The organism is Halomonas sp. HAL1 (genome assembly GCF_030544485.1).
GTDB classification, from domain to species: Bacteria; Pseudomonadota; Gammaproteobacteria; order Pseudomonadales; family Halomonadaceae; genus Vreelandella; species Vreelandella arctica.
In genome coordinates this window covers 1,740,379-1,760,583 of the sequence record NZ_CP130610.1, presented here as the reverse complement: position 1 = coordinate 1,760,583, position 20,205 = coordinate 1,740,379, and the positions used below count along the sequence as shown (strand labels likewise).

Sequence of the window (20,205 nt, the reverse complement as noted above, 5' to 3'; positions counted from 1 at the left end):
CTTTGTGCCGCGGTGGTTAATGATGGCACAACGGCCAAGCGTTGCTATAACGCTTGGCGTGCTGTTGGTAGTCGCTGTGCCATTAGCAGCACAGCCGCTGCCATCGGCTCTGCGCCCGACCCTTGAAACGGCCAACCAGCAGCATCAAACCGCTCAACAGCAGTGGGCAGCCCGCCAGTGGCGCATGCAAATGGATGCGCCACTGGCGCGCTTCATTGATGATGCGGCCCAACGTCAAACGCTGCTCACGCGTATCTACCAAGAAGCCAGACTCGCAGGTTTGCCACCGGATTTGGTGTTAGCCCTAATTCAGGTCGAAAGCGCGTTCAAAGCCGATGCCATTTCATCAGCGGGTGCTGTTGGCTTGATGCAAATCATGCCTTTCTGGATAAGCGAGCTAGGGTTGCCGATTGACGACCTCACCCACCCGCCGCGCAATTTACGCTATGGCTGTACGATCCTGGCGCACTACCTAGCCATTGAGAGTGGCGACTTTACTCGTGCGTTGGCGCGATATAATGGCAGCTTAGGAGAGACGTGGTACCCAGAACGCGTCATGCATGCGTGGCGAGACACGTGGCGTCAGCCTAGATCGCGTTAAGAGGCGCTTGCAACGGGCTCAATTAAGCCAACGGCTAAGAACTGCCCCAGCAACTCAGCCATGTCGCTACGTACTTGCTCAAGAGAGACCGGCATAAAAAATGCCACCAGCGTTTGGCTTAGCTCCTCGATGGTCAGTGCTTCATGCTGCAGTAATGCCCATGCCGCTCGGCTAGTTACGTTCATACGATGGATCTCGCCCCCCTCCTCCACGATCACGAATAGCTCATCGCCGAGAGGATACTCATGCGCCGTTGGACGCGCTCGCCACTGGCGCAAATCGTTTCGATCCAGTGCCGCAGCCTCAGGCATTGCCGCGGCCTGTGAAGGCGATGTGTAAGTAGCCGGCTGGGTGTGAAGCGCCTCTTTTAGTTCGCGCCCTACAAAAGCGGCCGCTTCATATGCATCTGAATAGCGCAGCAGGAAACAGGGCATGCGCTGTACCAGAGGCCAGAATTTATCAATCAGCTCCTGGTCGGAAAGCGTGTCGGCAAAATTCTGCTTTAACAGTTGCCACAACCCTTCTCCATGTTGCAGCGACGTAAGCTGGGGACGAGCAACACTGTTATCCCGGTCAATCAATATAATGGCACCGACCGGGCACTGCTCTCCGTGGCGGGCCAGCAATGTTTCGTCCAACGCCACATAGCCATAGCGATCATCGCTCGGCCCTCGGTGCCGATGAATAAAGTCCTGTAACTCGTTCGCAATCGTGGTGGGAAGCGGTAAACGCAAACGTGGCGCGACACCCAGCGAAACCCCCTTGCCTTGAGGCGTCAGCGCCACGACATCATCGCCAAAAACACGGTATCCAGCGGCTGCAAACGCACAGGTCAACGTACTTTTACCGGCACGGTGAGACTCAGGAAAAATGACTAATTGACCGTCTATCTCAGCCGCACCGCAGTGCAATCCAATATAGGCTGGATGCTGGCGCAAATAGGCCCCAGACATATCTGCAATAACGCTGCACGCCGTGCTGACTGGCGTTTCCAGCCACATCCCCTTGGGCAATGCCGGTGCCTGCTGCCAAAACCCCTCTTCCTGCTGCCAAACACAAATATCTGGCTTGTTTGGCTGTAACGGACATGGGGTAAGCGGCCAGCCTGGCATGGCAGCTTGAAGAACCGGCAGCAGTGGCTGAGCATTCACCAGGCGAATACACGGTCCCAGACCGGTGAGCGCGTAATCAACGGCTTCGGCGTCAGACGTCATCATCGGTTTCACCAGCCGCGTGGAAGTAGGCGGCTGATACGCAGCTCAATCACACCATCACGCTCCCAACGAGGACGTTCGTCATATCGGTGGGGACGCGAATAACCGTTGCGAGAATAACCAGGCTGTGAATAGTCTGGCCGGTCGTAGCTTGGCCTGGAATAGTTCGGCCGGTCATAGTGAGGTCTAGAATAGTTCGGCCGTGAATAATGGGGTCTTGAATGGTCAGGCCTTGAAAAGCTGGGCTTTGAGTGGCGACGCCCCGAATGATGTTGGTGCTGATGCTGATGGCGGCCCTTAGGGCGAGAGCGCCCGCGTTCATGTGCTTCAGCCTGCCCCGTTGAAAGCAGTGTGGGAGCTACGTAAAGCGCCGCTGCGCCAAGCCCTAGACTAGCCAAGACCTGTCGGCGTGAACGTCGCTGTTTTAGCATTGTGGTGACTTCATCCTGAGTGCTCATATCACTTCTCCGCAGTTATCGAACACCGTTTCCTCAGTATTCACTTTAACCACCGCTTCAACAGAGCGCCACTCATCGGGGCTGCTTTCCCCATTGTTTACTCTTTTTTGCAAGAGTTGGCTTACCGTTAAGCCGAAAGCATGACTTTCTTGCATAATCCTTTCACTATTAGCCTCAACGCAGCATCAGAAAAACACGCTGCCAATGACAAATATTACCCCTCAACGTGAGATGCCGACTCCAATGCCAATACAACGTCGCCTTTATGTTGGTTTTATCAGCACATTCACTGCTGCGCTCGTTGGGCTGGCGATAACTCTCTTTAGCACGACCGCTAACGCTGCACAGATCACCGTCAACAGCGACGAAGGCTTACCCCTTGAGGATGCCGTTGTGGAGGTCTACTACGACTCAGCATCTGCCAATCAGCCACAAGAACAGAATATCTATCAGCGCGATGCGACCTTTCATCCCAGGGTGCTAACCGTGCCCACCGGCAGTTATGTGGCATTTCCCAATCAGGACACCACACGCCACCACGTTTACTCTTTTTCACCGGCGAAAACGTTTGATTTGAATCTGTACCTACAGGAAACACCCCCACCCGTTCATTTTGATCAGGCAGGGGTCGTCGTATTGGGATGCAATATCCATGACCATATGCAGGCATTCATTGTGGTGAGTGACGCCCCTTACGCAGCGACAACGGACGTGGAAGGCATGCTTACCCTACCTGCTTTACCGCCTGGTCAGCATCGCGTTCGTGTTTGGCATCCACGTCTCGATGATAGCCAGCAAGTCTGGTGGGAAGGCACCATTACCGATACAGACCAACTGGACGTCCGATTAGAACTGAATGCGGTACCTCCACCGGCGCCAACGCTGTCTCCTCTTCAGCAGCGATTTAGAGACGCCAGTTAGGCATTACCTACTGCTTACAAGATGTTGATCCGCCATTTTCCGAGGTCGCTATGCGCTTTCGAACGCGCCTGATGCTGGTACTGCTAACGGTGGTGATTGTCTCTCAACTCGCCACTGGCGTGGCGTTTCTACGCGCTACGCAAAACGATGTTCTTGCCAAAGGCTCCCAGCGCTTAGAAGTGGGCGCCAACGTACTGCAGCAGTTGTTGGATGCGCGCGGCGAACAATTAAGCAATAACGTTGCTATCCTCGCCGACGATTTTGGATTTAAGAGCGTCGTTTCAACCCAGGATACCGAAACCCTCTACTCCGTGCTGGCCAACCATGGCGACCGTGCCAATGCCGATATGGTGCTTTTGAGTGGCCTTGATGGCCACATTATGGCGAGTAGCCATCATTCACAGGATAGCCCGATGCCTTTCCCGCACCTGTTGGAGCAGGCACGCCAAGAAGGTGCCGCCGTGAGCGTTGTGATTGCGGAAGGTCAGCCGTACGAGTTTGCTCTACTGCCCGTGCGTGCGCCCCACTTGATTGGTTGGGTAGGTATGGGCTTTTTGATCAATGAAGCGATAACGGGGGAGATAAATTCACTAACGGGGCTAGATATCAGCGTAGTCAACTACCGGGATAACGGTGAAATCAGCTATCTTGCAAGCTCTCACCATGAGCAGTTAGCGATGCAGCTAATGAGCGGCAGCAGCAACGAGCTCATGACAGGAGAGTACTCCTACAGCAGCCAAATGACACCCGATGCTGAGTACCTCTCCTATGCCAGTTCGCTCTATGCTGACGATACCAATCAAACCTATGCACTACTGCAACTTTCCCGTAATGATTTACTGGGTGCCTACCGTTCATTGCAGTGGCAGTTGTTGGGTATCGTTGCGTTAATCCTGCTGTTTACCATATTGGTTGCCATGTGGAGCGCACGAAGCATGAGCAAACCGCTGATGGCACTCGCCAATGCGGCACAGCGGATAGGCCAGGGCGAGCATGTCACCCACTTGCCTATTGGCGCTGAGCGAAGTGAAACAGGACTTTTAGCCTCGACCCTGCTTTCCATGCAGAACGATATCGCGCAACGCGAGGCCATACTCCATCATCAGTCACGACACGATTTACTGACCGATCTACCCAATCGAATCAGCGCACAGGAAGATATCCGTCTCTTAATCCAACAGGGCGAACCCTTTACCTTATTACGGCTAGCGATTAATAATTTTCGCGATATTAATGACACCTTTGGCTACGCGTTGGGGGATCATATGCTGGTCACGTTGGCCAACCGTTTACAGCATTTGCCTGCACCCGAGAGCAGAGCCTATCGGCTGGACGGTGATGAGCTGCTACTTCTTATCAAACAATCAAGCAGCAGCTTGGCTTGGCGCACGCACCTCTTTAGTCTCCTAAGCCAGCCCATTGATCTGGATAAATCGCCTATCACCCCTTCCCTTTCAGCGGGTGAAACCAACTATCCCGATCATGGTGACAGCCCTCAACTCTTGTTACGCCGTGCCGATATCGCGTTAGACATGGCGCGCCGCCATCGCCATTCACATCAATACTACCTTGAGGGACAAGATGAGCGTCATTTACGACAGCTGACGCTGATTCGTGATCTACAGGATGCTGTCAGTAACAGCGAGCTGTGGATGGCGTATCAACCCAAGGTAGATTCCCGCACCGGTTTAGTGAATCAGTTCGAAGCATTGATGCGCTGGCGTCATCCGTCACTGGGATTTGTGCCGCCGGATGAATTTATAGGGTTAGCCGAACGTTCGGGCAATATTCGAATGCTAAGCCAGTGGATGCTAACCCACGTTTGTGCCCAACTGCAGACCTGGAAGCAGCGTGGTTACCACCTCTCGGTAGCCGTCAACCTCTCTGCCGGTGATGTGATGGACCCGCAATTAGCCACCCACCTAGCAGACCTGCTGGCTCGTCACCAGCTCACACCAGAGCAGTTGAGTTTAGAAGTCACTGAAAGTGCGGTGATGCAAGATGTCGATGTGGCCATGGCCACACTGATGGAGCTTAATCAGTTGGGGTTACAAATAGCGATAGACGACTACGGCACCGGCTACTCCTCGCTGGCACAAATCAAACGCCTGCCGGTAGATGAGCTCAAGATCGATAAGTCGTTTGTACTGGCCATTGATTCTCAAAAAGATGATTTTACGATCGTCCGTTCAACCATAGAGATGGGACATAGCTTAGGCCTGCGCTTAGTCGCTGAAGGTGTAGAAAATCGTGCCAGCGCCGAACTGTTGAGCAAGCTCGGATGTGACTACTTACAGGGGTACTGGATTGCCAAACCGATGCCCAGTGACGCGCTTATCGACTGGCTGGACAATTTCACCCCGCTAGTACTTCCCCGCCCCGCTATATCGCCATGAGAGAACTAACTAGAGAACACCATGACGTTACGCTACACGCTTTCACCGCATCAGCCCTTTCTTCCGCGGCCCTTTACCCTCCAGCTCTTATCGAAGCGCTTGATTCGCCATCGTATGACCGCCTGTATTGCCATGTGCTTGGCGTTCGCGGCAACGCCAACTCTCGCTGGTAGCCGTATCCTTGGTACCGGCGGGGTCAATGCAATAGAGGGCGCAGCAGGCGGTGGGTTGTCACCATGGGCAATGCTATCCAGCACTGCCAGCGAGCAGGAGGTAGGCGTAACCGCTAGCGCTACTCGCGCCTCGGTAGACGACTTCCGGCTGACAGTGACCGGCGCCAGCCTGAATATTGGTGATCGTGTTGAAGTCTCAGTAGCTCGACAAACGCTTGATTTAGAAACTCAGGGTGGCGAACTAGGCCAGGACATTTACGGCGCCAAGGTTCGACTACTCGGTGATGTGCTCTACCACCCCTGGGGCATCTGGAGTGCTGGCGTACATCACAAGCGATTGGCGGATGGCACTATCCCCACCGCCCTAGGCGCCGATGAAACGCGCGGGACCGATGCGTACCTTAGCGCCAGCAAGCTCCTGTTTAGTGCATTTGCGGGTCGCAATGTGCTGCTTAACGCGACCCTGCGTAATACCGATGCCAACCAGGGTGGCCTGCTTGGCTTTGGTGGCGATCAAGGTAGCCGCGCCTGGGTCGCCGAGGGCAGTTTGGGCATATTTCTTACGCCACAATGGGTAGTAGGCAGTGAATATCGCCAAAAGCCCGATAATTTGAGCGTAGCGAGAGAAGACGATTGGCAAAGCCTCTACAGCGCCTACTTCTTCAATAAGCACTTATCGCTAACGGGCGCGTGGTTGGATTTAGGCGACATTGCCGGTCTACCCTCCCAGCGCGGCGGCTATCTTTCCATTCAGGCAGCTTTCTAAGCGGAGCGCTATGACCTTTCCATGCAGTCTCTACTCCACGCGCCGCTGTTTAATCGCGCTCTCTTTTGCAGCCGTCGCCTTTACGCACGCAGGCTGTGCGCATCACTCCACACCCACGACGCTCTACGAGCGACTGGGCGGAGAAGCATCTATCGATGCGGTTGTCGAAAATTTCCTGTACCGAATTGCAGATGACGACGATATGGTGGGCTTTTTCGCTAACACGAATATTGATTTTTTTGCCGACTCACTGGCCAACAAGCTGTGTGATGTGAGCGATGGCCCCTGTCGTTATGAAGGCCCGCCGATGGATCGTGCTCATCAAAACATGGGACTGACAGATGTGCATTTTAATCGTTTAGTTGAACATCTCGATGCGGCTATGCAGGAGGAAGGGATTGCCCTTAGCGCGCGAAATGAACTGCTGGGCAGGCTAGCCCCTATGTATGCAGAGGTGATGCGTCTTCAGTAACCTGCCAGCCATCGCGGCCCGCCGCTTTAACCCTGTAGAGCGCTTTGTCCGCAGCTTCATACGCTTGGGCGAAGGTGTGCTCACCGGCCACAAAACGGCTCCCGCCTACGCTTAGAGTCACGCCCTTTTTATCAGGGTGGGCAGGATGAGCAAAGCCAGCTTCACGCAACCCCTCGATCAACTGGTGGCAATAACGTTTCAGCGTTTCGATATCAGGACAGTGAATTAACGCCGCGAACTCATCACCTCCCAGGCGATAGAGCTGTGCTTCATCATTAAGCGTTTCACCAATCAATATGGCCAGTTGGCGTAAAAGGGTATCGCCTTGTGGATGCCCATAGGCATCGTTGTACTGCTTGAAAAAGTCGATATCGACCAGGATGAGTCCCAGCGACTGATGCTTTTTCGCCAATACATCCTGGTGCAAGGCGCTGCGGTTACCAATGCCGGTTAGCGGGTCACGCATCGCGCGCTGCATCCACTCAAATGTCTCTTGCGTAGCGTAGTCAGTGCGGCGTAGTTGACGCTCATGCAGCCACCAAAACACTAACCCCATGACAAAAATCAACAGGCTGGAATACGTCAGTACTTGATTATGCTGACGGGTACTTTCTGAAAAATCATTAATTGCCACCCCTCGGCGGTCTAGCTGGCTCATCTCAATATGCGTCAGGCACTGGATGGGGGCGAACAGCTCACCTACCGCCGCGACGCGATCAATTTCACCCAGCTCTAGCCACTCTACCAGGCGATTTAAATCCCTCAGGCTTGGCTCAGTGCACTCATATTGGCGTCGATAGACGTGCACATCGAATAGTCCATAAGAGAGCTCGATGTTAATAAGGGCTGCATCAATGGCCGCCTGCTCAGGTTGGTCGCTCAGTAGCTCGGATTGTGCATTTTGCAGATAAACACGCGAACGGGTCGACAGTTGCTGGCCTGTCAAACTGCCGGTTTGACTGAAGTAAGCCTGTATTTCGGGGTAGACCCAGCGCGATTCATAGACAATCAGCACCATCAGACCTAAAAAACTCATCAAGCTCAGTGACAGCCAAGTTAAATAGCGATGTTGACGCGCAATAGTACGCGGCTGCAGTGTTGGCTGAACAGCAGGCTTGATTTTGGATGTCACCACTTAGCCTCTATGCTGCGAATCATCCAGATCCAGTCGTTAAAATCACGTAGGTTCTCAACATCACGATCACCCTGCTCATTATAGTCGCGCTCAACTAGCCGAACGGGACCACGTGTACGTATGGTTAGCGGGTCGCCATCTTCCGTTGTAATTAAATACCAGCTGGGATCATCCCACCCTTCCAGGGTGACTTCGTAATCGTCCCAGGCGACAAAGTGAAGCGCGGGAGGTACATCGCCAAATTGATCAACGAGGAAACGACGAAACGCTATGCCCCGCATTTCTACATCGCGCCCTTGGTAGGGGTCGTAAAGAGTGAACGTGGTGTCGGAGATAGCGCGTAGATCACTTAACGTAATCTTTTGCGTCACATCGCCGTTGATCATGTTGAGCGCCTGGGCAAAGGCCGCCGAGGGAAGAGCTAAACTTACAAATATCAACACGCACGCTAACCGACTACGTGCTCGAACCCATGGGCTGCGGTGTAAGGCAACTGCGTTCATGGCTAAGCTTCCTGGTGTGTTCATTCCTTCAACGAACTTTACCAGAGCAAGACCTGTATTGCTCTTCAACGCACGCTAGCTACTTTCAACTTACTAAGTTTTAGCAACTGTTCACCGTTCACACGTTAAAAAAGCCAGCCCAATATGGGCTGGCAAAAGGAAGTTTACTACGTTAGCAAACCCCCTCCCCTGACAAGGTTTACATGAACGGGACAAGCTACTTCTTGCGCTCATCTTTACGCAGATGATCACGAATCACGAAGCCAACCCAGCCCACCATAAAAGCGATCACTAACGCGACGGTGGCCAAGCCGAAAACAATTGTGTCATCCCAATACATGGTGAATCCTCCCGCCGTGATGTATGCGTAGATACTAGTCTTTCAATGGCGGGAGAATCCTGACCCAGGTCAAGTTACGTAAGACGAGGTTTAGCGGTTAAATACAAAATTGATACCGATCAATTTTTGGAGGTATTGCGTTACAACACCTTGCGGTCTTCAACTTTGCTATGCTCGGTACCTGGTGGCAACGGGTGGCCTTTGGCTAACTCTGCACGGGTAGCTTCACGCACGCCTAAAATGGTCACTTTATAATTCAGCGTGCGGCCCGCCAGTGGGTGGTTGGTATCCACGGTAACCCGATCACCATCAACTTCCAGTACCGTAACAATTTGAGGGCCGGCCTCACCCTCAGTTTGAAAACGGCTGCCCGGTGCCAACTCCGCGTTACCAAAAGAGCCTCGGCTGACTTCTTGAACCAAATCTTCGTTACGCACACCGTAGGCATCCGCCGGCATTAGTTGAACGCTTAACTCGGCATCAACGGTTTGGCCCGCTAACGCATTTTCTAGCCCAGGTACAATATTGTCGTGCCCATGCAAGTACTCCAACGGCTTATTGCGCGCCTGGGAGTCATCCAATACCTGCTTGCTGCCATCGTTGAGCACGTCGCTGAGGACATAGTGCAAGGTAACTACCTGATGCGCCGTAATCGACATGGAAAACTCCTCTCCGGTAAGCTGTCGGCTTTGTAATCGAACACTGCGTCAGTTTATCACTTGGCCGTTGCCAGCGTCTTTCCACTAGGAGTAGCGTTTAATGTTAAACCCCACCCCCCAGCGCAGTTGGCTTGCTGCACTGGCGATTTATTGTCGTGCGCCCGTTATTACCATGCTGTTTTTGGGGTTTTCTGCAGGCCTGCCGTTTCTGCTGGTGTTTTCCACGCTTTCCGCCTGGCTACGCAGTGATGGCGTGGAAGTTGCGGCGATCGGCTTTTTTGCCTGGATCGGCATGCTCTACTCGATCAAGTTTTTCTGGGCCCCGGTCGTTGACCGGTTAGCGCTACCGTTGATGACCCGCACTTTCGGCCAGCGCCGCGGTTGGATGCTATTAGCGCAAGGGATGATTGCTGCCGGGCTGGTGGGACTCGCCGGTTTAAGCCCGGTCGGCAATCTCGGCTGGGTGGCCCTCTTTGCGCTCCTGGTTGCCTTTGGCTCAGCGACGCAAGATATTGCCATCGATGCCTACCGGATCGAATCCGCCGATGACGATGTTCAAGCCGCCATGGCCTCGACCTATATTATTGGCTATCGCGGCGGCTTACTGGCTGCCGGCGCCGGGGCGCTCTATATCGCCGCGTCAGCATCCTGGAACGTTGCCTACCTCAGCATGGCGGCGCTGATGAGCGTTGGCGCGCTGACGGTTTTGCTACGCCCGGAACCCAAGCGGGCTTCGCTCTCTATACAGCTTATTCACGAACCCAAGGTCCGGGCATTTATTCGCGCCAGCCGTGGCAAACCGAAAATCATACGCCGTCTCGGGGCCTGGAGCATTGGTGCATTGGTCTGCCCCTTTACTGATTTCTTCAGCCGCTACGGTGTTAAAGCCCTGGGGATTTTGGTGTTTATTGCGGTGTTTAGAATTAGTGATTTGGCCATGGCCTCAATGGCCAATCCACTCTATATCGATCTGGGGTTTTCGCTGGCAGAGATTGCTAACGTGACCAATATATTTGGTATTGCGATGAGTATCGCAGGCGGCATTTTAGGTGGGCTTTTTGTCGCGCGTTATGGCATCGGGCCTTTGCTGATCTTTGGCGCTGGGTTGGTGATGGTAACCAACTTGCTGTTTGCCTTACTGGCGATGGTGGGAAGTCAGCTACCGATGCTAGTGGTCACGATTATTGGCGATAACCTCGCCAACGGTTTAGCCAGCGCGGTATTTATCGCCTTCCTTTCCAGCCTCACATCTCGCGCCTATACCGCAACGCAGTACGCGCTGTTCTCATCGCTAATGACGCTACCAGGAAAGTTTTTAAGCGGGTTTGGAGGATTGGTCGTTACTGCTCAGGGCTACCCAAGCTTCTTTGTCATCGCAACGTTGCTAGGCCTGCCTGCTATTATCTTGGCGATTTGGATCAGCCGAGACAAACAGTTAGTGCCTAGCCCCAAGCCTGCTTAAACAGGCTTGGGGCTTTAGGCCAGTGAAGATTTGAACTAGCGATGTGTTTCGAGCCAATCCAAGGCGCCCGGCGTCGTGCGCCACTGGTCGCGCATCAGCGTGCGGTACTGCCATGCTTCGGCCCGGGAGCCGGGGTCTACCTGGCCATCTGGGTGGGGCATGGAAGGCCGCGGGCTCTCTGCACAAATTAGCTCTAACGCGTAGCGATTGTGGCCAACCACATCGCCAAGGGCGGCTTCTGCCGCCTCACGCTGCTCTAACCGATAGAGCGCTAGGGTTTTACCCATTAAGAGCCCCAGCACCAGTGAGCCGTCGTCGTCATTCTCTTCGGCTAACGCCAGTGCTTCTTCGTTGCGGTCATCCCGCAGCAGTTGATCGAGCACCAGTTCGCGCAGCCCCAAGCTATCTTCCTGATCGATCAACAGTAACTCTTCGGCCAGCTTCCGAGAGTGCTGACGCGCACCGCGCTCCATCCCTACTACCAGAGCCAAGCCAGTGCGTAGCAACATAGCGTTGTTGGCATCATCCCAGCACAAGTTGCCGTCGCCTTCAGCGCGGGCTTGCTCTAACCAGCGCGAGAGGCGTAGCGCCAATGGCTCAAGCAGGCTCGGTGCCATCCAAGGCAGGCTGCCAAAGCGGCTGGTAAGTGCCAACGTTAGGTCTTGTACTACCTGCGGGGCATCCAGCCACTCAGGGTGCGCGCAAAGCGCTGACATCCACTCAATGGCATTACCCCATGGGTCGTCGCGAAAACCCAACGCGACATCTTCGTCGACCAGCACTTGAAACTGCTCATGCCAGCCGGCAAACAGCGTGGCTTCACGGGCGCTGGCGTTATACAGCAATCGGCCACTTTCAGGATCAGCCTGAATATCAATTTTCGGCGCGGTAGGCAACGCTGCCAGCAACGCCTGAAGCGACACCAGCGGTGTGGCCAGATCTTCTTCTGCACTAAGCAATTGGTCGGCAAGCGTTGCGCCGGGGTTTTCCGCCAGAGCGGCCAGGAAATCCAGCTGGTCTTCGTCCAGTTCGCCCTGGCGAACCAGGCGGCGATACCAGAAGTTGGCACGCTCCTTGGCTTCCTGCTCGTGGCCTTCATGTAGCAGCAGCATGGCTTCGATATAAGCCAAGGTAGGCGAATCGGGCAGCGCCTGTTGGGCTTTTACAAAGGCACCCCGGGCGCTGTCTAAATCATCATTATCCAGGTGCATCAGACACAGGCGTTCGAGAGCGACGCCGCGCAGGAACAGCGGGCCGCGCTCCATGACATCGTCGAGCAGATCGGCACGCTTGCGGGTAAAACCGCGCTCTTGATAAATATCCAGCAGGATTTCAAAGGCGGGCTCAGCCTGCTCGGGCAGCCGCGACCAGTCGCTGCCGTCAAACAGCGATTCTAGAATCTGCATGGCGCGACCGGTCTGGCCGCTTTCAGCCGCAATAAGGCCCGCTTCCAGCAGCGCTTGCGCCGGTGCCTGCTGGCTATCCAGCGCCGCTTTCAGGGTAGCGCCCTTCCACTCACGCAGCGAGAGCATCCACATCATCTGATCGGGGATGTCGGTGGGAAACTCGACTTTGTAGCAGCACTGCTTGAATTTGCGTCCGGAGTCACACCAGCACGGCTCGTTGCGCCCCGGCGTGGCAAGTGGCTCGCAGGCAAAGCTAAGCCGCTCCAGCGGCGTTTGCGACCACAGCACCGGCGCCAATGCCTGAGCCATGGCCACATCGCCTTCAAATGAGTCCGCCCCTTTGGCGCGTACCCAGGTCATGAAGTCCGGATAGTGTTCTTGTTGCCTGATTGCCGAGAGTGCCCCGGAGGCAAATCCCAGCAGCTGATCGACCCATACCGCCAGCATTGCCGTCTCCACTGTGTTTTACGATGACCCGTAATCGATGTCTAAAATGAAAGCGGCATAGTTTATCACGAAGGCCGTCGCCCCCGCAGCGGCAATCGGTTTATCGTTAATGGGCCCATTGTAACAATGGGGTCGTACGCTCATTCATATCCAACCGAGCGCCTAAACGCACAAGATTCCAGTAGTGACCATTGAGCGCGCGTGAAAGCAGCAGTGTATCTGCAGGTGGCTGCAGGCGGTCCATGGCCGCCCAGACCTTTGGCGTGAGCTCGCGTAAACGACGGTGAACACGCACGTCGCTGAAATCCTGTTCACCCGGCGCGAACAGCGGCGCGATACACTCCGCCGATTCGCGATAGAGCGCTAACGGCGCGCCCTGCCCCTGGCGACCACCCATCTGCATCAGCGCCTCATCCATGCCCATGGGGTCATGCTTTAGCGTAGCATCAAGCAGTTGCATCATTGCTTTGATGCGCGTCTCCGGCAAGGCGATCACCGCGCCTAAATCGTAAATCACCAGTCGCCCTTGGGCATCGGCAGCGAAGTTACCCGCATGGGGGTCAGCGTGCAGTTCGCCGTAGGTAAATAGCTCCTGGGTAATCCAATCGGCTAATGTTTGGGCAATGCCCTGGCGCGTCGCATCATCGGCGTCCGCCAGCTCTCGTAACGGTGTACCGTCGACAAAGCGCATTGCCAACACATGTTGGCCGGAGAGCGCTGGCAAAGGCTCGGGAATCACCAGTCGGGGATCGTCTTGATAGCGTTCACGGTAGCGGGCCAACGCGGCAGCTTCGGCGTAATAATCCAACTCCCCACGCAGGCTTTCAGCGAGCTCATCAAACAGCGCATCCAGCCGCGCCTGAGGCACTTTAAACCAGCGGCCTAACCGCATAATGCGCCGCACCTGAATCAAATCGCTCTCCAGCACCTCGGCAAGGCCAGGGTACTGCACCTTGAGCACAATCGTTTCGCCTTCGTGGGTAGTCGCCCGATGCACCTGCCCCATGGAGGCACTGGCAAACGGCCGCTCCTCGATTTCGCTGAAGTAGTAGTCGATATCGCCATATTGCAGTACCAACGCTTCTCGAATCCGCGGCCACGGCATAGGTTCGGCCTGGCGCTGCAGGCGAGCTAGCTCCTCAGCAAGATCTGGGGGCAGCAGGTCATCCCATTGAGACATGATTTGCGCAAGCTTCATGGCCGGGCCTTTAAGCTCTGAAAGCCCTTCAAACAGCGCTTCGCCCAGGGCGCGCCAATCCGCCTGGCCACCTAAGCGGGTTTTCAGCAACGCCCCACCAGTACGTGCGCCCAAGCCCATCAAGCGCCGTGTTCTACCTTGTTCACGCATTGGTCATGCCCTCACGTCACTGTCTCTATGGCTAACGACAGTGCCAGCAAATAAAATTATCTATACACAATTTATACAAGTTAACAGCATTGACCACTTCTCGCATCACACTACGTATCTCAACCACACAAACCAATCCCGGTCACTAACGATGAAGGCGTCTGCTACCATAGGCGCCATCAAAGGATACGATAAAGGCTTCGCTGCTATGCGCCTGATAATTGCCGAAAAACCCAGCCTCGCCCAAGCCATTGCTGAGGCATTACCGGGCACTAACCGACGCCAGGATGGCGCAGTGGTGTGTGGTGACACCACCGTCACTTGGTGCCTGGGGCATTTATTAGAGCAAGCGCCGCCGGAGGCCTACGATCCCGCCGATAAACAGTGGCGTTTAGATCGTCTCCCGATTGTGCCGCACCAGTGGAAATTGATGCCTCGTTCAAAAGCACGCGGCCAACTGGCGGTGATTCGCAAACTGATCAAACAGGCCACCGATGTCGTGCACGCTGGCGACCCGGACCGCGAGGGCCAGCTGTTGGTGCAGGAAGTGATCGAGTACATGAAATATCGCGGCCCGGTGCAGCGGCTGCTGATTAGCGATCTTAACAAGCCCGCCGTCAGCCGAGCGCTTGCCAAGCTACGCTCCAACGTTGAGTACCAGCCGCTCTTTCTAGCAGCCCAGGCGCGTTCCCGTGCCGACTGGCTGTATGGCATCAATCTAACCCGTGCCTGGACACTCACCGGCCGCCAAGCGGGGCACGACGGCGTGCTTTCCGTAGGCCGTGTGCAAACCCCGGTGCTGGGGCTGATCGTGCGCCGCGACAACGCCATCCGCGACTTTGTACCCCACCCGTTCTATCCACTATGGGTGGATCTCAACGTCGCCCAGGGTCAACTGCGCGCCTGGTGGGCCCCCAAAGAGCATGAGCCTCTCGATGATCAAGGGCGCTTGGTTGATCGCACGCCCGCGGATGCCCTAGCAGCACAGTTACCCGGCGCATCAGGGCAACTGACCAAACTCGACCAGCAGGAGAAACGCCAGGCACCGCCGCTGCCCTATTCACTCTCTGCCCTTCAGGTAGACGCCGCCCGCCGCCATGGACTTTCCGCGCAGATGGTGTTGGATATTTGTCAGCGACTTTATGAGCGCCATAAACTGATTACCTACCCCCGCTCCGATTGCCGCTACCTGCCGGAAGAGCATCTTCAGCTTGCCCAACGCAGCCTGACCAGCGCCTGCCAAAACGATCAAGCACTACAGCAGTGGCTTAATGGGGCGGACTTCACATTGCGCTCCAAAGCGTGGAACGATAAGCAGGTGGGCGCGCACCATGCGATCGCACCCACCGGCAAACCGGCAGATTTCAGTCAGCTTTCCGACACCGAAGGCCATGTGTATCGACTCATAGTGCGCAACGTGATGGCACAGTTCTATCGCCCGCTGCGCACTTTTGAAGTCAAAGCGGAGTTTACGCTACTGAATGAAGCCTTCCGTGCCCGCGGGCAAAGTATTCTCGACCCCGGCTGGAAGCCGCTCTTCACCACCCGCGATGAAACCCCACCGCTGCCCCCGCTCACCCAAGGAGAGTCATGCCAGGCACTTGGCGCAGGCGTTGAAGAGAAAGAGACTCGCCCGCCGGAACCGTTCACCGATGCCAGCCTGATCAAGGCGATGATGAACATTGGTCGTTACGTGGATGATCCGGACGTACGCCGCACCCTCCGCGACACCGACGGCCTGGGTACAGAAGCCACCCGGGCGGGCATTATCGAAACCCTGGTACAGCGCGGCTACTTAGTTCGCCAGCAAAAAGCCCTGCGCGCCACCAAGCTTGGCACTGCCTTGATCACCGCCCTGCCTAGCGCTGTCAGCACGCCCGAACGAACCGCCCTTTGGGAACAGCGCCTACGGGCGATTTCCGAACAACAAGACGACCCTGGCGCGTTTCAGCAAGCGCTGCTGGATGATCTACGCGGCCTGCTCACCCACAGCGACGCGGCCAAGTTAAGGCAGAGCCTGCAGACCGCCCAGGGGGAAACCAGCACGCCAGCGAAGCGCACGGGTAAGACAAGCAAGCGTTATACCAAAAAGAGAAGTACCGTCAGTAGAAAGAAAACGAGTTAACAACATTGGGTGAAATGATCCGCTGTTCAATCGTTATGCACTCGATAGGCAGAAAGGTGGTCCGGATAGATAACCCACTCAAGATAACGGTATAAACTGGATTCAAATATAAGTTTACTGTTTTGATTTAACTCCCGGTACCGCCATCACCCACTCCCGGATAGCCAGAAGGGTCGGATCGTTGCGGCGGCTTTCTGGGTAGACCAGGAAAAAGGCGCGGTCATTTAGTTCGGGGCCAAAGGGTTGCACCAGACGGCCTTCGGCCAGCTCATCCTCAATCAGTTGTCGGCTCATCAGCATCACCCCCTGACCACCAACAGCCGCCGAGATAGCGTGGCTTTCATCAGAAAAAGCCAATCCTGCGTCGATACTCAATCCCGGTATCTGCGCTACTTTTTGATAGCCAACCCAATCCATTGGCGAAATCAATATGCCCTGAGGACGAAAGTGAATCAGCGGATACTTCGTGAAATCGCCTGCAACGTGCTTCACAAGTTGCGGGCTGCAGGTTGGAATCAACGTGGTATCAAACAGTTTTTCAGCCACTAACCCAGGCCAGCGTCCATCGCCATGGCGAATGGCGAGATCGGCAGTAACGCCATCCAGCGCAACAGGCTCATGGGAGGCATGAATGCGCAGGTCAATGCCGGGATGGGCGTCACGCAGCAGGCAAACCCAAGGCAGTAGCCAGCGCACTGCCACGACTGGGGTGGTCGTGAGGGTAATTCCACGGCGTTCCGGTATGGCGCTCAGACGCTCAATGGTGTGACTAATATTGTCGAACGAAGCTTCCAACACCTGCTGCAGCTCCCGCCCGCGCGGAGTAAGTTCAAGTTGCCTGGGCTTGCGAATAAACAGCGCAATGCCCAGCGCCTCCTCAAGCCCACGAATTTGATGGCTAATGGCAGTAGGTGTCACCGAGAGCTCTAGCGCCGCCTGCTTGGCACTTTGATGGCGGGCAGCCGCTTCAAAGGCGCGAAGTGCTGACAGTGAGGGTAATCGTCGAGTGCTCATGAATGAGTTTTGCTCATCTATTACAGCAAGAAAAGATCGTTTGTTTGGGCCACTGATCAAGGCCTACGCTAAGTCTGTCGTTAATCATAGATGAGTTTAGCTCATAACTGGAGTTTCCCCATGTCTCATATCCTGCACATAGACGCTAGCGCACGCCCCGGAATTGCGGGAAAAGATGAGCACGGCTCCCACAGCCGCCACCTGTCTCAGCGATTCATAAACCACTGGCAATCCAGTCGTCCGAAAGACACCGTCACCTACCGGGATATCGGCCAACACCCACCCTCTTTTATCAACCATGACTGGATTGCGTCTGCGTTTACGCCTGAGGAACATCTAGAGCCTTGGATGAAAAATGCGCTGGCAGAAAGCGATCAGTTGGTAGATGAACTGATTGCCTCAGATATTCTCGTTATCGGTACCCCACTCTACAACTTCGGCATGCCTGCCGCCCTTAAGGCGTGGATCGATCTAGTAGTGCGCGCTGGCCGAACAGTGGATATTGACGAGAGCAACCCGACCGACCCTTACATTCCAAAACTGGATGACCGCCCAAGGCAAGCGATTGTTCTTACGGCTAGAGGTGGCGTCAATATGGCTCCCGGTGAAGAAATGGCCCATATGAACCATCTTGAACCACACTTGGCCACCGCGCTGGCGTTTATCGGTATCACTCGCGTTCACTACATCGCGATCGAAGGTCAGGAAGCGGGTGGGGAGGTGTTGGATAAATCGATTGCTGAGGCTCTGCGCGATGTTGAAACTCTGGTTGCTGACTTACAGAAGGAAATGGTGGCTAATGCAATAGCCGAATCAGCCTAGTAATTGAATTCAACAGCCTCTTGTTTGGTGCGGAGATCGCTAGCCTAGGATATCCGCACCTACTCTCAAGAGTGCGCCAGTCTTTCCCCTATCACCACCTAAGGTTGCGACTAATCTCCTCTTTTTGGCAGCTCCACTTCTATGTTGAAAGGTGAATAAGCTTACCAAGTCTCATCCGCCCCCGGCGGCCCCACATCAATCTGCATATCGGGCGCAATATCCACCACGCCCTGTATATGCTTCAGCCGTTCCGCCGTGACATCGTCTGCGGAGCCGGTTATACAGCCGATCTCTTCGAGGATATCCTTGATGGTCAGTCCTTCCTCGCTGAGACGCGTGGCCATTTCATTTATCGGTTGATCGCTGGAAATAGTGATCACCCATAGCGCTACCGTTGGCATCTGGCATTATCTCCGAAGTGAGTGCGCTGGACAGCCTGAAAGAAGTGGCTGCCCAGCGCGTCGCCCCTGTTAGGGCGCCTGCACCAAACCTTCTCCCACGCTGGATTCCGGCAATGGCAGCTCTTGTGCTGAAGCCATCAATTGCTGCCACAGCTTCCTGCCCCGCAATGAGTCATCAGACTGTGCCCAAAGGGCTGCGCAGCCTGCCACGTGTGGTGCCGCCATGCTGGTGCCACTGATCGACTTATGCCGAGTAGGCCGTGGCCATGAGGAGAAGATATCGCGCCCAGGCGCAGCAATCTCAATCTTGCCATGATTAGAAAAGCTTGAGGGCTTTAGGTTCGGATCGAGAGACGCGACTGACATCACGGTAGGCGAGTTGGCAGGTGCGCCGGTATTGGTCGCAGAATTCCCCGCCGCGGCAATAATGAGGCACCCATTACGCAGCGCCGCTTCACCCGCATGGGTGTAGGCGGCCTGCACCGGGCTCTGGCTGCCAAGCGACATCGAGATCACCTCACACCGGTTGGCGATGGCCCAGTTCAAGCCAGCGAGCACGCCCGCCCCGGTACTGCTGCCCGAGTTGGTCAGCACCTTCCCGACGAAGACCTCCGCTTCATATGCGATACCGTAACGCTGCGTGCTTTCACTTGGCGCCTCGGGTCCACAGGCCGTGCCGATACAGTGCGTACCGTGCCCATTCATATCTTGCACCGGCTCCCCAACGAACGAGCGGGTAACGAATTCCCGTCCAGCGAAATCCGGGTGGCCAAGATCCATTCCGGTATCCAGCACGGCCACCTTAATACCTGCACCACTCCAACTACTTTGCGTCACCCTGCACCGGGTTAACCCCCATGTCGACTGCTGAGCGTCAGACTCCGCCCCCTCATCGGTGTCCTCCCTATCAAGGTCGACACCCAAGTCGCGCGCGATGGTACTCGCTGCCCGCAAGAAGCCGCGGAGGTACTCTGAGTTTTTAGAACCAGAGTTTTTAGAACCAGAGTTTTTAGAATCAGCATTTTTAAAATCAGAGCTTTTAAAACCAGAGCTCTCGGAAAACGCAAAGTACTCCGGCTCAATGATTTCGATAGGACTATCCGCTGACACCTTATCCAACACACTCATGCCATGTTGCTCCAAGGCATCACCACCCACCAGTGCCACGCCTAGCTCGGGAAACACCATCGCTTCGGCATCCCCAGCGTCTTCCAGGCTGACGGCCTGATCGGTAAAGTCACGGGCATCGGCCACCCGAAAGTTCTGGGCTTTTAACGACTTGATACCCTCTTCCATCCATCCGTCACGAAAGCTGATAAGAAAGCGCCCTGTTTCCAGACAGCTGCCTCCCCGCTCCAGGGCCGCCAACAGAAGTTTTTCGGTGCTACACGATACGGTGGCAAGCGCCCCGTTTTCTCCAGTGGGTGTGTTACCGTTTCCGCGGCCTGTCGGTTTTTTAGCCATCGCTGACCTCCATTTCGTCTGGCTTTCAAACGTTACTGCTCAAGTGCTTACCCATAGAAAGCAAAGTCTCTCCATGCA

General features: G+C 55.3%; 19 protein-coding genes. 8 read left to right on the top strand and 11 right to left on the bottom strand.

Annotated features, from left to right (window positions below):
- Positions 1-19: 19 nt before the first annotated feature.
- On the top strand, positions 20-601 hold the full coding sequence (locus tag Q3Y66_RS08275; protein WP_303319544.1) for a transglycosylase SLT domain-containing protein: 582 nt from the start codon (positions 20-22) through the stop codon (positions 599-601).
- Here the strand turns inward: Q3Y66_RS08275 and Q3Y66_RS08270 are convergent.
- Both Q3Y66_RS08270 and Q3Y66_RS08265 read right to left on the bottom strand, forming a co-directional pair.
- Entirely contained in the window at positions 598-1,818 is a 1,221-nt protein-coding gene (locus Q3Y66_RS08270) for a PqqD family protein (protein WP_008956679.1), read from the bottom strand. The genes Q3Y66_RS08275 and Q3Y66_RS08270 overlap by 4 nt on opposite strands.
- A 46-nt stretch (positions 1,819-1,864) precedes the next feature.
- Positions 1,865-2,137, bottom strand: a complete 273-nt coding sequence (locus tag Q3Y66_RS08265; protein ID WP_008956680.1) for a hypothetical protein — start codon at positions 2,135-2,137, stop codon at positions 1,865-1,867.
- A gap of 379 nt (positions 2,138-2,516) precedes the next feature.
- On the opposite strand from Q3Y66_RS08265, the gene Q3Y66_RS08260 reads away from it, so the two are divergent.
- Genes Q3Y66_RS08260 through Q3Y66_RS08245 form a run of 4 tightly spaced genes read left to right on the top strand, consistent with a single transcriptional unit; the run spans position 2,517 to position 7,001 of the window.
- Entirely contained in the window at positions 2,517-3,194 is a 678-nt protein-coding gene (locus Q3Y66_RS08260) for a hypothetical protein (RefSeq protein WP_008956682.1), read from the top strand.
- Between the two features lie 50 nt (positions 3,195-3,244).
- A complete protein-coding gene (locus Q3Y66_RS08255) occupies positions 3,245-5,590 on the top strand; it encodes a bifunctional diguanylate cyclase/phosphodiesterase (protein WP_008956683.1) in 2,346 nt (781 codons plus the stop codon).
- 21 nt (positions 5,591-5,611) lie between these two features.
- Entirely contained in the window at positions 5,612-6,529 is a 918-nt protein-coding gene (locus tag Q3Y66_RS08250) for a DUF3034 family protein (protein ID WP_008956684.1), read from the top strand.
- A 10-nt stretch (positions 6,530-6,539) separates the two neighbouring features.
- Entirely contained in the window at positions 6,540-7,001 is a 462-nt protein-coding gene (locus Q3Y66_RS08245; RefSeq protein WP_008956685.1) for a group 1 truncated hemoglobin, read from the top strand.
- On the opposite strand, the gene Q3Y66_RS08240 is transcribed toward Q3Y66_RS08245, so the two are convergent.
- From Q3Y66_RS08240 to Q3Y66_RS08225, 4 genes are all read right to left on the bottom strand, one after another.
- On the bottom strand, positions 6,970-8,136 hold the full coding sequence (locus Q3Y66_RS08240) for a diguanylate cyclase (protein ID WP_238528456.1): 1,167 nt from the start codon (positions 8,134-8,136) through the stop codon (positions 6,970-6,972). The genes Q3Y66_RS08245 and Q3Y66_RS08240 overlap by 32 nt on opposite strands.
- Positions 8,130-8,639: a hypothetical protein gene (locus Q3Y66_RS08235; protein WP_008956687.1), complete on the bottom strand. Its 510-nt coding sequence runs from the start codon at positions 8,637-8,639 to the stop codon at positions 8,130-8,132. The genes Q3Y66_RS08240 and Q3Y66_RS08235 overlap by 7 nt, the downstream gene beginning before the upstream one ends.
- A 217-nt stretch (positions 8,640-8,856) precedes the next feature.
- Positions 8,857-8,979, bottom strand: coding sequence for a cytochrome c oxidase subunit CcoM (ccoM, locus tag Q3Y66_RS08230; RefSeq protein WP_008956688.1), 123 nt, complete (start codon positions 8,977-8,979; stop codon positions 8,857-8,859).
- A 140-nt stretch (positions 8,980-9,119) separates the two neighbouring features.
- Positions 9,120-9,638, bottom strand: coding sequence for a peptidylprolyl isomerase (locus tag Q3Y66_RS08225; RefSeq protein ID WP_008956689.1), 519 nt, complete (start codon positions 9,636-9,638; stop codon positions 9,120-9,122).
- A gap of 100 nt (positions 9,639-9,738) precedes the next feature.
- On the opposite strand from Q3Y66_RS08225, the gene Q3Y66_RS08220 reads away from it, so the two are divergent.
- Complete coding sequence (locus tag Q3Y66_RS08220; protein WP_008956690.1) at positions 9,739-11,100, top strand: MFS transporter; 1,362 nt, start codon at positions 9,739-9,741, stop codon at positions 11,098-11,100.
- A 35-nt stretch (positions 11,101-11,135) separates the two neighbouring features.
- On the opposite strand, the gene Q3Y66_RS08215 is transcribed toward Q3Y66_RS08220, so the two are convergent.
- Positions 11,136-12,953, bottom strand: coding sequence for an SEC-C domain-containing protein (locus Q3Y66_RS08215; protein ID WP_008956691.1), 1,818 nt, complete (start codon positions 12,951-12,953; stop codon positions 11,136-11,138).
- Positions 12,954-13,059: 106 nt separating this feature from the next.
- Entirely contained in the window at positions 13,060-14,301 is a 1,242-nt protein-coding gene (locus tag Q3Y66_RS08210) for an AarF/ABC1/UbiB kinase family protein (RefSeq protein WP_035586239.1), read from the bottom strand.
- Positions 14,302-14,509: 208 nt separating this feature from the next.
- Between Q3Y66_RS08210 and Q3Y66_RS08205 the strand changes: the two genes are divergently transcribed.
- Entirely contained in the window at positions 14,510-16,426 is a 1,917-nt protein-coding gene (locus tag Q3Y66_RS08205; protein ID WP_008956693.1) for a DNA topoisomerase III, read from the top strand.
- A gap of 114 nt (positions 16,427-16,540) precedes the next feature.
- Here the strand turns inward: Q3Y66_RS08205 and Q3Y66_RS08200 are convergent, their stop codons facing one another.
- On the bottom strand, positions 16,541-17,440 hold the full coding sequence (locus Q3Y66_RS08200; RefSeq protein WP_008956694.1) for a LysR substrate-binding domain-containing protein: 900 nt from the start codon (positions 17,438-17,440) through the stop codon (positions 16,541-16,543).
- A 120-nt stretch (positions 17,441-17,560) separates the two neighbouring features.
- Here Q3Y66_RS08200 and Q3Y66_RS08195 point away from each other — a divergent pair, with 120 nt between their 5' ends.
- Positions 17,561-18,262, top strand: a complete 702-nt coding sequence (locus Q3Y66_RS08195; protein ID WP_008956695.1) for an FMN-dependent NADH-azoreductase — start codon at positions 17,561-17,563, stop codon at positions 18,260-18,262.
- 161 nt (positions 18,263-18,423) lie between these two features.
- Here Q3Y66_RS08195 and Q3Y66_RS08190 read toward each other — a convergent pair whose 3' ends face one another.
- Together Q3Y66_RS08190 and Q3Y66_RS08185 are read right to left on the bottom strand one after the other, a co-directional pair.
- The gene (locus Q3Y66_RS08190; RefSeq protein WP_008956696.1) at positions 18,424-18,663 is read right to left on the bottom strand and encodes a hypothetical protein; all 240 of its coding nucleotides are present in this window, start codon (positions 18,661-18,663) and stop codon (positions 18,424-18,426) included.
- A gap of 69 nt (positions 18,664-18,732) precedes the next feature.
- On the bottom strand, positions 18,733-20,127 hold the full coding sequence (locus Q3Y66_RS08185) for a S8 family serine peptidase (RefSeq protein WP_008956697.1): 1,395 nt from the start codon (positions 20,125-20,127) through the stop codon (positions 18,733-18,735).
- Positions 20,128-20,205 lie beyond the last annotated feature (78 nt).

Excerpts from the sequence above, each read along its gene's own strand:
- Q3Y66_RS08275 (WP_303319544.1), top strand. The coding sequence starts at position 20 with ATGATGGCACAACGGCCAAGCGTTGCTATAACGCTTGGCGTGCTGTTG.
- Q3Y66_RS08270 (WP_008956679.1), bottom strand. The coding sequence starts at position 1,818 with ATGATGACGTCTGACGCCGAAGCCGTTGATTACGCGCTCACCGGTCTG.
- Q3Y66_RS08265 (WP_008956680.1), bottom strand. The coding sequence starts at position 2,137 with ATGAACGCGGGCGCTCTCGCCCTAAGGGCCGCCATCAGCATCAGCACC.
- Q3Y66_RS08260 (WP_008956682.1), top strand. The coding sequence starts at position 2,517 with ATGCCAATACAACGTCGCCTTTATGTTGGTTTTATCAGCACATTCACT.
- Q3Y66_RS08255 (WP_008956683.1), top strand. The coding sequence starts at position 3,245 with ATGCGCTTTCGAACGCGCCTGATGCTGGTACTGCTAACGGTGGTGATT.
- Q3Y66_RS08250 (WP_008956684.1), top strand. The coding sequence starts at position 5,612 with ATGACGTTACGCTACACGCTTTCACCGCATCAGCCCTTTCTTCCGCGG.
- Q3Y66_RS08245 (WP_008956685.1), top strand. The coding sequence starts at position 6,540 with ATGACCTTTCCATGCAGTCTCTACTCCACGCGCCGCTGTTTAATCGCG.
- Q3Y66_RS08235 (WP_008956687.1), bottom strand. The coding sequence starts at position 8,639 with ATGAACGCAGTTGCCTTACACCGCAGCCCATGGGTTCGAGCACGTAGT.
- ccoM (WP_008956688.1), bottom strand. The coding sequence starts at position 8,979 with ATGTATTGGGATGACACAATTGTTTTCGGCTTGGCCACCGTCGCGTTA.
- Q3Y66_RS08225 (WP_008956689.1), bottom strand. The coding sequence starts at position 9,638 with ATGTCGATTACGGCGCATCAGGTAGTTACCTTGCACTATGTCCTCAGC.
- Q3Y66_RS08220 (WP_008956690.1), top strand. The coding sequence starts at position 9,739 with ATGTTAAACCCCACCCCCCAGCGCAGTTGGCTTGCTGCACTGGCGATT.
- Q3Y66_RS08215 (WP_008956691.1), bottom strand. The coding sequence starts at position 12,953 with ATGCTGGCGGTATGGGTCGATCAGCTGCTGGGATTTGCCTCCGGGGCA.
- Q3Y66_RS08210 (WP_035586239.1), bottom strand. The coding sequence starts at position 14,301 with ATGCGTGAACAAGGTAGAACACGGCGCTTGATGGGCTTGGGCGCACGT.
- Q3Y66_RS08205 (WP_008956693.1), top strand. The coding sequence starts at position 14,510 with ATGCGCCTGATAATTGCCGAAAAACCCAGCCTCGCCCAAGCCATTGCT.
- Q3Y66_RS08200 (WP_008956694.1), bottom strand. The coding sequence starts at position 17,440 with ATGAGCACTCGACGATTACCCTCACTGTCAGCACTTCGCGCCTTTGAA.
- Q3Y66_RS08195 (WP_008956695.1), top strand. The coding sequence starts at position 17,561 with ATGTCTCATATCCTGCACATAGACGCTAGCGCACGCCCCGGAATTGCG.
- Q3Y66_RS08190 (WP_008956696.1), bottom strand. The coding sequence starts at position 18,663 with ATGCCAACGGTAGCGCTATGGGTGATCACTATTTCCAGCGATCAACCG.
- Q3Y66_RS08185 (WP_008956697.1), bottom strand. The coding sequence starts at position 20,127 with ATGGCTAAAAAACCGACAGGCCGCGGAAACGGTAACACACCCACTGGA.